This is a genomic window from Peribacillus frigoritolerans, assembly GCF_001636405.1.
Taxonomy (GTDB): Bacteria; Bacillota; Bacilli; order Bacillales; family DSM-1321; genus Peribacillus; species Peribacillus frigoritolerans.
This window is the reverse complement of the sequence record NZ_KV440950.1, coordinates 2,995,422-3,007,992: the sequence shown is the minus strand read 5'-3', so window position 1 is coordinate 3,007,992 and position 12,571 is coordinate 2,995,422. Positions and strand designations below refer to the sequence as shown.

Genomic DNA, 12,571 nt, shown 5'->3' with positions numbered 1-12,571 from the left:
AATTTGTTTTCTTAAAAAGCATGTACATCACCTGAGTTCATTTTATTCTTAATTTTTTGTACGCTGCTCAGTTCATCGGAAAATAAAAGAAATGACTCCCTATCATGTGCATCGAGTGCTTCGTTTACTTTAAAACTCAAATGGTTAATTTTAAGGTTCAAATCCAAAATGGAGCAAATGCTGCCTTTGGAATACAGTTCCTCGATATCTTCCACGTGCATAAAAAAATGAAACTCGTTGTTGACAACTATTAAAGAGTGCCATCCTAGGCAATCAATGTACTTCCGTTCATTTGTAATTGTCCAAACATCTCCTTGAAGAAACTCAATTATATGTTGGTGCCTTTCACCCGGACAGCAGCAGCTTACTTCATGCTGAAATAGTTCTAATATAATAAAATTTTTATCCATAGGTGCTCCTCCTTCACTCACATTCAGTTTTTTCGAATTCTTCTTCAACCTTGGCACTTGGTCAGTCCGTTTGACGGCTACCGCCTATTCAAAATTCATTTTATTAACATGCAGAGAACCAATCGAAATTGATAATCATTTTCAATTAGTATTTTATGTGATAATGATTATCATTGTCAATATGTTTTAGCTAAGTTTTCATATTTTTGTTTTGTTGCGTTGGAAAAATAGATGCCTAGCTACTGCTGCTGCCAAGTACAAAAAAATACTCTGGAGAATAACTCATCCCAGAGTATTTTTTTACGCTATACAACTATTTTATCGTCTTTATCCCTTACCCGGTTTAAAAGCAGGAAACTGTCCAGCCGCTATATTCCTTCGTATTCTAAAAAGTGCATTCTTTGTTCCTCTTTTTATCCTTGTATTTTCCCATTAATGACAACACACTTCCCATTTGTTTGCTTCTTTATCATCCTTCCATCCTTGATGTATACAGTGTAAGTATTATTGACTTTAGCATCTAATCTTGCTAGGTCTCCCGTTATTGCTATGATATTTTTGACAGCTTCCCTCTTCAGATTTTCGATAACTTTCTTTTTCCATTGTTCCCGTTTTATTTCATCAACCATCAGGATCCCATCCTTCTTGTTTGATTTATGTCTTCTCCCTGATATAGAGTATTACATTTTTATTATCTTGTTACCCTTATGCTTTTCCTTATTAATCCGTTTCGAATTCTTTTTTTGTTTAATATCATAACAGGTTACGGTAAAATGAGTGAATGATTCAGGTACAAGCTTTTTTAGCAGGAAATGATCTATGGTAACTATGCAAGGGTTTTCCTCATAAAAATGTTTTATGGTATGATAGTTAGATTGTTTTTCCACCCTGTGACCACTTTACATTCATCAAGGAAAGAGGTATTTATGCACACCACAGAATTAACCAAGCGGCATTGGCTGCTCATCTTAACACTTACTTTATTAACATTCGTTCTCGGGACAAGCGAATTTGTTATCGTCGGGATCTTAACCGATATTTCTTCGAGTCTCCATATTACCAATGCAAAAGCAGGCACACTCGTTTCTGCGTTTGCCATTACGTTTGCCATTGCCACACCGCTCGTGATGTCGGCAACCAGCCATTTTCCAAAACGGAAATGGATGTTGTTTTTGATAGGTTTGTTCATCATCCTGAATGCTTTGTGCGTGATTTCGACGACCTACGTTATGCTCCTTGCACTTCGGATGATGACTGCGATTGTAACAGGAGTTTTAATTTCTCTTGCCATGATCGTTGCCAGTGAAAACATGCCAATCGCAAAACGTGGACTTGCTATTTCATTCGTTTTCGGTGGTTTTACACTTGCAAACGTGATCGGAGTACCAATTGGAACTGTCATCGCTGAAAGGTACGACTGGAATGCAACCTTCCTGTTAACGACTTTACTCGGAGCTATTGCATTTTTGGCATCTTTCTTCATTTTGCCTACTATGCACAATCCATTCCGCAGCTCAATGCGTGATCAATTTTCTTTGTTGACACACCCGCGAATCTTAATGGCTTTTTTCATTCCATCACTTGGATTTGGAGCGACGTATGCCGTTTATACCTATCTTGTTCCGATCCTGAAAGGAATGGAAGCACCAAGTGGTTCAATCAGTTGGATCTTGTTTGGCTACGGATTCATTTCCATTTTCAGCAACATACTCGCTGGTAAAATTGCCAGCTACAATGCCATCGGACGCCTCAGGTTTGTTTTCCTCGTCCAAGCAGTTGTCCTGATAAGTTTATATTGGACGACAGATAATTTTATCTTTGGCTTGGTTAACATTAGCTTGATGTCATTAATGGCCATCCTTTTAACAACATCTACCCAGCTATATTTGATAGACCTAGCCGGTATTTATCAACCTAAAGCTACAGGATTGGCTGCTTCACTAATGCCTGTGGCAAGCAATGTCGGTATCGCCTTTGGTTCCGCATTAGGCGGAATTGTTTACCATCAGGGAAATTTGATGAGTGTCACATGGGTAGGCGGGCTGATTGCTATCTTGGCAAGTCTTTTAACTTTCCTGAGTCATCGCTTGGACCAGAAACAAAAGCAGGCAGCATAAGATGTTAAAGGATTGAGGCGATTAGTTTATAAACATCAATGATCAAGGCTGTTTTCACATACTTTGTTGCTATTTACCAGGTAGTGAGTTGTGGTTGATTTCCCCTCCAGATGCTCGCTTTCCGCGGGGCGGGCAGGAGTCTACACTTCCGCTCCAATCAACCTTAAATAGTTTCGTTTTAAAAACAACAATCTTTACGAAAAGAGCCATAATCAAAAAGAAAACCGGTCATTTGAGTCCGGTTTCTTTTTTTTAAGAAGGCTTTTTTTTGAATTCATCTACTTCTTTATAGTGAGATATTAAAATTGTAGTTCATCATATAGAAGATTTGTTTTATACGGAATAGAACTTTGGGTGAAATTTCTCCATTACTCAAAATTTATTAATCATGCTGTCAAACTTCTTTTGAATTCATAACTGCGGAATATGGCTTGGCATTAATTTAAAAACCTCATGACTTTTGGTGCGGTTCCACTCACTACTACAAGGCCTGGGTGTAGCCTTTGTTAGGAACGGAGAAAAGTTAATATATAAGTTGACCCTTCAAGAAACCTGCCTCTCTAGTTGCATAAGAATAGGAGCTGCTGAGCTTTCGGTAATGATGGGGAAACACCATGTTCTTAAGTAAAACTCTTCACAATCTTCCTAGCATAATCAATATAAATACCCATTTTTAAAAATTCACCTCCAAGAAATAGAGGTGGGGATAGGAATCAATTAAACTTTACATAGTCCCCTTCTTTGATTTGATTCTTTTCAAACCATCCAAGATTCACTTCAATTGCATAATAATAAAAAATTCCTGGATCATAGGTAGGGCAATAATCCTCTAAACAAGGCTCCATATCAAGTATTTTTAGAATTACCCCATATGAATCAAGAAAAGCGATGGATAAAGGGATAAATGTGTTCTTCATCCAAAATCCACCATATATTTCTTCTGAAAACACAAATAACATCCCCTCATTTTCGGGTAATTTCCCGACAAACATCAAGCCCTTTTCTCTTTTTCTTTGAGTATCTGCAACTTGAACAGTTAATCCAGTTACCTTGTTTCCACTGATTATTTTTATCACTTTTATTTTAATTCTATTTTTCATGTTCACTCACCTTCGGAGGAAATAGACCTTATTTCAAATAAAGAAAATGTCAATCTCATGAACTTCCTTTAAAAAAACAGCAACTTTCTTTCCCTGCTTCTAAAGAATAAAAGGGAAGAAAGATGATCATGAAGCGAATAAAGGAAAAAATAACTAAGCAGGCTCCATTTGACTTCTAATACTTTATTCCATGACTTTTAAATTTAATACCCTGTTTTCAAAAATGACAGCAACTGTATATCAACTTTTAGTTGTTTTCCCTGCTTCTTATGTTCAGTAATGAATATCAAAACCTGCTGTCCGTATGGCAACTCGAAGGATTGAGTGACGGTTATTCCAGTTCCTTTATGATTTCGCCAAGTCCACCGGAGAGTGATGGAGACACCGTAGGGAACCAGTTCGGGTTCCAGGCTATATAAATATATCTTTATAACATTACTATGCCATAGTTAAAATAGGCAGTTTATTGTTTGAATGTACGATTATGTATGATTTTCAATGTACTTGTTCTACTTTTTAAGACTTTATGGCCTCAACATGAGTGCCGATGAGGATCCTAAAAAAACCCTCCCTATTTAGCACCTTTCATAAGGCCCATCCTAGGGCCTGTACAACTGTACTACGTAACGTCATACGGTATCAGCAAGGCTACTATCATAGGGGGATTTGGTGGATTGGAATAGTATATTATATGCTCAATATTTCAGTTAGTGTCTAATGGTCATACATATCCGCATAAGCCCCCGATCCCCTGAACATGTTTGGATAAACCCTATTCAGCCACAAAAACTTAATTCGCCCCGCCGGAATTCTTGATTCTTTTTGAAGGGTTTTTATGATACCGAAAGGATGGGTGTTATCCATTAATGGACAAAAAAAGGTCAGCATTTCTTAAATGCTGACTCTAGGTTTTTATGAAAATCCACTGAATGGGGGTACTTCTTTAAAGCATTTTATTGATACTTTTCATAAAGTCTGTCGTAACGGCGGATAATTTTCCCTGAGCTTCCTTCATCGAGCTTCCTTGAACACCGAAATAAAATTTTATTTTAGGTTCTGTTCCGGAAGGGCGTAAACATACCCATGTCCCATCTTCAAGAAAGTATTTTAATACGTTCGACTTTGGGAGTTTGATTTCCTCTTCGCTATTTGTCCCATACATGTACTTTTTACTGCTGAGATAATCCTCTTGAATCACGACTTGATGACCAGAGATTTGATTTGGTGGATTACTCCGGAATTCATTGAGAATCGCTTGAATTTGCTTCGTACCTTCAATTCCTTTTAAAGTCAACGACCGTAAATCTTCCATATAGTATCCATATTTATCGAATACATCCAGTAAACCTTCGTACATCGTTTTACCTTGCTTTTTGTAATAGGCACAGACTTCCACTGCCAGAATAGTAGCCTGTATGGCATCCTTATCACGAGCAAAATCTTTGATTAAATATCCATAGCTTTCTTCATAGCCAAACAGGAAAGAATGTTCTCCACTTGTCTGGTATTCATTGATTTTTTCAGTAATGTATTTAAATCCAGTTAAAACATCTACAGTTTTCAAACCATTTTGCTCAGAAATCGCCCGTCCTATTTCTGAAGTCACGATGGTCTTTAATACGACTCCATTTTGAGGAAGGGTCCCTTTCTTTTGTTTTTGTGAAATTAAATAATCCAAAAAGAGAGCGCCAGTTTGGTTGCCTGTTAATACGACATAGTTTCCAGCATTGTTCTTCACGCTAATTCCAAGCCTATCCGCATCCGGATCGGTGGCAATCAATAAATCAGCATTAACACGGTTCCCCAGCGCAATGGCCAATTCAAAAGCATCATGTTCCTCTGGATTCGGCACTTTAACAGTAGGAAAATGAGCATCAGGCAATTCCTGTTCCTTAACAAAATGGACATTTCGATATCCTAGATCATGCAAAGCACGTTTTACTGATTTATTGGCTGTACCATGAAGCGGTGTAAACACGAGCTTTACATCGATTTCATCTGCTAACTTTGAATCTTCCGGAATAGTGAGCAAATGCTCATTATAAGCAGTATCCAGCTCCTCGCCAATGATTTGAATGAGCCCTCTGTCCTTTAGGGCTTCTTCTTCCTCCACTACAATGGAAAGCTCACTTTCAATCGCGTTCACGTAATTAATGACTTGATCCGCCGCCTCAGGAAGTAGTTGTGCCCCATCTGGACCATACACTTTATACCCATTATATTCAGGCGGATTATGACTTGCTGTAATGACGATCCCTGCAAATGCACTCAGCTTACGTACAGAAAAAGAGAGCTGTGGGGTAGGGCGTAATTCATCAAATACATAAGCTTTAATTCCCTTTGTGGCCAAAGTCTTGGCTGCTTCCAATGCAAATTCGGGAGATTTATGTCTTGAATCGTAAGCAATTACGACTCCTCTGGATTTTGCCTCATTCCCAAACGATTGAATATATTCAGCAAGTCCTAAAGTCGCTTTACGCACAGTATAAATGTTCATCCTATTCGTACCTGGACCCATTTCCCCTCTCATACCACCTGTCCCGAATTCCAAATTTTTATAAAAGGCGTCTTCAAGTGATGTTTCATCATCCTTCATTTCTTCAAGTATTAAACGCATCTCATTATTTAAATTAGGATAACTAGTCCAAATAGTATATAAAGACTTCCAGTCCATGAAAATACAGCTCCTTCCTGCCTGTATGTTTTTGCTTTGTTTGGAACTTCTTTTTGATCGTAGTACACATTGCAAGCGATCAATTGAATATGAAGTCTAACCATCGTTCCTAGAGCTCCCTTTTCTCGTCCTTCATCCCGTAACGGATGTGGTAGCATCGCCAAGTGCGCTTCCTCCAAAGTTGTTGGTTACACTCTAAACATTTTACCTACCAATACTTTGGAAGAGTGTCATATATTCTTCTTTTCCTTCACGCACTGCTGTTTCCTAACTTGATTTATTTTTTCTTTTTACTCTTTTCCGTTTTCGTTTTCGTTTTTGTTTTCGATTTCTTTTTCATTTCCTTTTTCTTTTCCGATTCCGCTTTGGTTTTCTTTTTCTTTTCCGTTTCCGTTTGCGTATACGTTTTCTTTTCCGTTTCCGCTTTGGTTTTCTTTTTCGTTGCATTTTCAGTTTTCACTGTATTTACAAGAGAATATAGTCTTTGTTGCTCAATAATTTGTTTATTGACATCAAATTTTTCTTCAATGACTTTCCGTGCTCTTTCCGTATAGTCGGTCCAAACATCTGGATTTTCTATAAAGAATTGTATGCCTTTCGCTAACTCCATATCATTTTTTTCTGGCGCTAGGTATCCTGTTCTCTGATGTTCAATTAATTCAGGGATTCCTGCGTGTCGAGTGGAAACGACAGGTAAACCGCTAGCCATTGCTTCTTTTAAGGCATTAGGAATACCTTCGATATCACCATTTTTAGCTGTCTGACTTGCTAGACAGAAGATATGGGCTTTTTTCAATTCGTCCGAAACCTGTTTTGAATCCATAGCTCCTCTAAGAATCACAACATCTTTAAGGTTATATTCTGCAATGGTGGATTTGATTTTTTTCTCATCTTCACCTGCTCCAATAATATGCAGTCTAGCATTTGGATATTGTGTATAAATGCGTTTAAATGCTTTTATAAGAGTAACAAATCCTTTTTTGTCTACAAGTCTACCTACCGATAGAACTCTTATTTCGCCTAATGTAGGAAGAGTGCGGTTAGCATAGGGGAAAAGATCTAATTCGATACCACCATATAATACATGCATATTCTTAGCCGGAATTCCTAACCTTCTTAATCCTTCTGCAAGATATTGGCATACAGGGTAATAGTGTGCACCATGTTTATTTAAAGCTGAATATCGCTTAGCATTTTTTTCGAAAATTTCCGGTCTGTCCGAACCATCTCGTCCTCTAATGCTAACAATCAAAGGAATATTATATTTTTCACATAATGGCAAAATCTCTTGTCCGTGTGATCCGTGATGAGCATGAATGGCTATGATATCTTGTTCTTCGAAGAACTTTTTTAGATCTTTAATTTTGTTTATATTATAGTAGTTTTCAAAGGGGAATTCTGTACGGTCGGCATTGTCGAATGGGCCGATTACGATTGTGCGATAGTTAGTTATTTTTACGATTTGATTATATATAAAACGTTGGTGTGTTTTAATGTTTTCACTTACAAAATAAGCAATGGTTCTCATCTCACCTCAGTCCCTTTAATAGAAATTTTCTCTTTTCCCGTTCTGCAATTTGTTTCACTTGCTTGTGATATTCAGAAGGGGAAATAGAATCGGCTTTATAAATGTCTTTATATGGCAGGTCTTCAGAACAAACTTTAAAGTAGTTTTCAAACAGAGGATTTAATTTGAATAGAGGATCTTTTGTAGAATTTCGTTTAAGGGTTGTCATGAGAAAATCTGACAAATTATACTCATTAAGAACTTCCAATTGAGTTTTCATATTTACAGGATTCAAATTACTTTCTCCTTTTAATGACTTACAAAATTTTTAATTTATCTTTTTCACTAGCATTATTCGTCCTTATACCCATTCTTGGGTTTTGGGTTTTTACATATTAAACTTTAAATTTATTGATCAGTGCTGCCCTAATATGCACATTGAAGTTTGACAACACCTATTTTTCACATACACCATGACTAGTAATATTTCCTCAAGGCTGGACTTCAAAAGAGATTCCTATTTTTATTTTTTATCGATTAATATCCCATTTGGTAAAACTCACTGTTTTTTTTCCTTATTTATTGTACTTTTTGTACCAATTTACAAAATGAGCTAAACCTTCTTCTATTGTTGTTGAAGGATGGAACCCCACATCAGCATGTAAATCGGCAATATCTGCATATGTCTCCTTAACATCTCCCGGTTGCATTGGTAAGAATTCTACTTTTGCCTTTTTGCCAATTAGTTTTTCTAAAGTGTTAATGAAATCCATTAATTTTATAGGTTTATTGTTACCGATATTATAAATTTTGTATGGAGCATAGCTTGAACTTGAATCAGGGTTAGCTCTGTCCCATCCAATAGTATGAACCGGTGGTTTATCAAGTAACCGGACCATTCCTTCAACAATATCATCAATATAAGTGAAGTCTCTTCTCATATCTCCATTATTAAAAACCTTTATTGTATTCTCTTCGATTATATTTTTAGTAAAAGAGTAATAAGCCATATCAGGTCTCCCCCATGGACCATACACCGTAAAGAAACGGAGTCCTGTGGTTGGAATATTATATAAATGACTATACGTATGAGCCATTAATTCATTAGACTTTTTAGTGGCAGCGTATAAACTTACTGGATGATCCACTGGGTCTTTGGTTGAGAAGGGGATATTTGTATTTGCTCCATATACAGAACTAGAGGATGCATAAATTAAGTGCTTTACGTTATTGTGTCGACAAACCTCCAAGATATTGACAAACCCAACAAGGTTGGAATTAACATAAGAATCCGGATTTTCTATGCTATAACGTACTCCAGCCTGGGCTGCTAAGTTAATGACTATATCAATGGTTCTGTCTTTGAATAATTGATTTAGTTTCTCTTTATTTGACAAATCCATTTTGTGGAATTCAAAATCAGGATTTTCTTCTAATATCTTCAGTCGATTGTTTTTTAAAATAACATCATAATAATCATTAATATTGTCTACTCCAATAACCTTGTTATCTAGGGCTAACAAACGTTTTGTTAAATGGAAACCAATGAATCCTGCTGCCCCTGTTACTAAAATGTTCATAGCATTCATTTCAATCCTTTCTATTACATTAGGATTCTGACACTTTTTCGGAACACTGATTATCATTATTTATACATTGATACTTTCGATTCTTTACACCAACAGAACACCAATTTATGACGGATAAAAAGAGGAAATAAACTCAAAATTCTCATTGGAGAGAGACTTACGTTTTATTCGTAAACCACCAATGTCATGCTATTTTTTTCACTCTAAGCCTCATGAGTTATTCTCTCTTATACCCGCTGTGAATTAGCACTTACGTAAGTGAGTTAATGCTAAAACCATCTTGGAAACCGGTGAATGCGAAATCATCATCGGTTTTTTATATGCTCGGTTACGGTTAGATAACTAAGACTATACAAGGGTATTTTCATTTTCATCTAATGGGATTGGTGTTTTTGTCCATTCAGCATACGTATCGGGATCTATCGCCTTTACTTGTTCTAAAAAGGCATCTAAAAAATTTCTTTCCCGCAGGTCTTTAAATAACTCGAGAGGTCTTTTTTGTTCACGTGAAAAAGAGTACACATGGTCGACTAATTTAAAACCATTCTTGGTTATAATGATATGTCGTAATGGAGCATCAATTTGTTTGAAACCTGATTTTTCCATTGTTTTCAATATATAGAGTAACCGTTTTGTGATGTCCTCAGAAAGTACAGATTGTTTTTTAAGAAACGTATTTAAATCTGGTCCTAATAGATATTCCATTAAAATATAATTGGGTCCTGTTTCAAAGACTTTCGGTATAAAGGGCAAGTCTTGACTTGATAAAAGGACCATTTTTTCCTGATTTGCATGTTCAGTTTTTCCATAAAGTTTGACGCATGTCTCTTCAGACACTCGATAAACAGCACCTTGATGCCCTTTTCCAATGAGGGTTTGTGTTATGGCGCTATCCACTTTCACTCCGTTACCTGAACCTCCTGAGTGGACTGGAATATTTCTAAAGTCCAAACTATTTTGATTGAAATAACCCTCCCACTCATTGAAGGTGTCCGGTTCAAGCTTTTTCACTTGATCTAGGAACGAGTCCTTTAAAAGGATTATTTTCAAATCTCTTAATAATTTTAATGGTACAGGGTGTATCCTTTTAAAGGAATTCACATGGTCAATCACCTTAAGTTCCTCATTACCGACGACAAAAATATGGCGTAGAGGGGCATCTATCATGGTGAACTTTGCTTGTTTTAATTCCTTTAATATATAGAGAAGTTTCTCTACTATAGAATCAGGGATATACGTACAATTTCTCAGATATTCTTTTAAGGTCGGGGCATTAAAATATTCCATGACTATATAGTTTGGTCCTGTATCATATACCAAAGGCATAAAGGGTAGATGTTTTCCTGCTGCAAGAGCTTCTTCCTCCATTTTCGCTTGTACTGGGTCTGAATAGATTTTTACACATTTATCTTCTGAAAGTTGAAAAACTGCACCTTGAGCTCCCATTCCAATCAGCGGATAGCTTGTCGGATTGTGAATTTCCAAAGATTTTTCACCCTTGGTAACAGTAATGGTTTTAAAGTCCTCCATGATCTCCTCCTAACTGCTCATCTATGGCCTGCTGTTGAAATTTTTGAATTTTATAAAGGGCTTTTTTTACTTTTTCGGCTTTCTGAGCCTTTTTTTCTTTTTTACGAAAAGCTATTTTTTCATCTTGATCCTTAGCTCCCTGTTGAACTTTAGCTTCTTTTTCTTTTTTAATAGATGTTACAAGTTCATCTTTGACTTTATCATTAGTCTGCTGTTGTAACTGCTGAAGCTGCGGAAACTGTTTAAGTTGTTGTAACTGTGGAAGCCCTTGAAGCTGTTGTAGCTGTTGCATATAAATAAGGGCTTTTTTGGCTAATTCGGCTTTTTTTCTAGGCGCTATCCTTTCGCCATCATACTTACCTTGCTGTTGAGGCTGTGGCGTCTCATTAAGGACTTTTTTATCTTTTTGGCGCGGTGTTACTAAATATCGTTTACCTAATTTATAAGGGGCTACAAGTTCATCATAAAATTCTGCTTGTTGTTGAAGTTGTTGGGCGAGGTTAAATTTTTGTTCTACTTTTTGACGAGCCGCTACTGTATATGTTTCCCATTTCTCTCTGTTAGATAGCATAAATTCAAGAGCATCTGCCAGTTCATCCACATTGTTTTCTTGTACTAAAACCCCTTCTTTGTTATTTGTTATTAATTCAGGGATGCCCGCATGATTGGTCGAAATCACTGGTACTCCAATCGCCATAGCTTCTTTTAATGTATTAGGTATACCTTCTACATCTCCATCGGCAGCTTCTAAGCTCGCGGCACAAAATATATCTGCATTGGTCATTTGTTCTCGAACTTGATCTTTAGGGAGATGGTTTAATAGGCGAAAAGAGTCTCCTAAATTAAGTTGATTTGCCAATGAAATGAGATATTCTTCAAGCCCCCCTCTACCGATAATCGTCAAGGTTGCATTTGGAAATTTACCTCTGATTTTTTGGAAAGCTTGCATTAAGATGTGATGTCCTTTTTTTTCCACCAACCTACCGATGGAAAGAATGTTTTGAGAATCCCCTTTATGTGGTGCCCGGTATTTGAATTCGTTAAGGTCAACGCCCCCATATAGCACTCTAATTTTTTCTGAAGGACAACCCCAAGCAATTAACCTATCTGCTAAATACTGACAAACTGGAAAAAAACGCTCCCCTCGATCAAATAGCATTTTCATGTTATCTAGATACCCAATGGGCTGATTAGCCAGGGTTGCATCCCTGCCTCTAATACTTGTTACCAACGGAAGGTTTGTTTCCTCTTTAAAAGGAAGTAATAACATCCCTAATTGGCCATGATGAGCATGTAATAGGGAGATATTATTTCTTTTGACATATTCTTTTGGTGAAAAAACTTCATTGAGATAATGAACCTTCTCATTTAAAAGGGAAAGATCTATCATATACTTAGGTTGTCGTACCATATGAATATAATCATAATCAGGAACTTCTCGAATCTGTGAGATATATTGGGTCGGATCAACTCTTAAATTCAAATGCATAACTGTGTGCAAATAAATGATCTCCTTTCATGCATAGTAAGCAAATTTCCTGGACCTTTTCAAGTATATTATGCAGGACTCCCTAGGTACGCATGGACTAATAACATACAGTAAAGCTAAATGGCAGAGAGTATGCGTTTGTCTAATACAAAGGG

At 36.7% G+C, this 12,571-nt stretch carries 11 protein-coding genes; 1 reads left to right on the top strand and 10 read right to left on the bottom strand.

Annotated features, from left to right (window positions below):
- Positions 1 to 11: 11 nt before the first annotated feature.
- The gene (locus A6755_RS14470; protein ID WP_063591078.1) at positions 12 to 410 is read right to left on the bottom strand and encodes a hypothetical protein; all 399 of its coding nucleotides are present in this window, start codon (positions 408 to 410) and stop codon (positions 12 to 14) included.
- 413 nt (positions 411 to 823) lie between these two features.
- Complete coding sequence (locus A6755_RS14465) at positions 824 to 1,039, bottom strand: hypothetical protein (RefSeq protein WP_034306869.1); 216 nt, start codon at positions 1,037 to 1,039, stop codon at positions 824 to 826.
- 297 nt (positions 1,040 to 1,336) lie between these two features.
- Between A6755_RS14465 and A6755_RS14455 the strand changes: the two genes are divergently transcribed.
- On the top strand, positions 1,337 to 2,527 hold the full coding sequence (locus tag A6755_RS14455) for an MFS transporter (protein WP_063591076.1): 1,191 nt from the start codon (positions 1,337 to 1,339) through the stop codon (positions 2,525 to 2,527).
- Positions 2,528 to 3,240: 713 nt separating this feature from the next.
- Here the strand turns inward: A6755_RS14455 and A6755_RS14450 are convergent.
- From A6755_RS14450 to A6755_RS14420, 8 genes are all read right to left on the bottom strand, one after another.
- Positions 3,241 to 3,627 (bottom strand): DUF192 domain-containing protein, encoded by a 387-nt coding sequence (locus A6755_RS14450; protein ID WP_063591075.1) that lies wholly within the window; start codon positions 3,625 to 3,627, stop codon positions 3,241 to 3,243.
- Positions 3,628 to 4,570: 943 nt separating this feature from the next.
- The gene (locus tag A6755_RS14445) at positions 4,571 to 6,301 is read right to left on the bottom strand and encodes a phospho-sugar mutase (RefSeq protein WP_063591074.1); all 1,731 of its coding nucleotides are present in this window, start codon (positions 6,299 to 6,301) and stop codon (positions 4,571 to 4,573) included.
- A complete protein-coding gene (locus A6755_RS26700; RefSeq protein ID WP_134402145.1) occupies positions 6,253 to 6,465 on the bottom strand; it encodes a hypothetical protein in 213 nt (70 codons plus the stop codon). Before A6755_RS26700 ends, A6755_RS14445 begins: the two co-directional genes overlap by 49 nt.
- 113 nt (positions 6,466 to 6,578) lie before the next feature.
- Complete coding sequence (locus tag A6755_RS14440; RefSeq protein ID WP_063591073.1) at positions 6,579 to 7,829, bottom strand: glycosyltransferase; 1,251 nt, start codon at positions 7,827 to 7,829, stop codon at positions 6,579 to 6,581.
- Position 7,830: 1 nt separating this feature from the next.
- A complete protein-coding gene (locus tag A6755_RS14435; protein ID WP_063591072.1) occupies positions 7,831 to 8,103 on the bottom strand; it encodes a hypothetical protein in 273 nt (90 codons plus the stop codon).
- Between the two features lie 280 nt (positions 8,104 to 8,383).
- Complete coding sequence (locus tag A6755_RS14430) at positions 8,384 to 9,388, bottom strand: NAD-dependent epimerase (protein WP_174878786.1); 1,005 nt, start codon at positions 9,386 to 9,388, stop codon at positions 8,384 to 8,386.
- A gap of 357 nt (positions 9,389 to 9,745) precedes the next feature.
- The gene (locus tag A6755_RS14425) at positions 9,746 to 10,927 is read right to left on the bottom strand and encodes a hypothetical protein (protein WP_063591071.1); all 1,182 of its coding nucleotides are present in this window, start codon (positions 10,925 to 10,927) and stop codon (positions 9,746 to 9,748) included.
- Complete coding sequence (locus A6755_RS14420) at positions 10,914 to 12,428, bottom strand: glycosyltransferase (RefSeq protein ID WP_063591070.1); 1,515 nt, start codon at positions 12,426 to 12,428, stop codon at positions 10,914 to 10,916. The genes A6755_RS14425 and A6755_RS14420 overlap by 14 nt, the downstream gene beginning before the upstream one ends.
- Between the last annotated feature and the right edge of the window lie 143 nt (positions 12,429 to 12,571).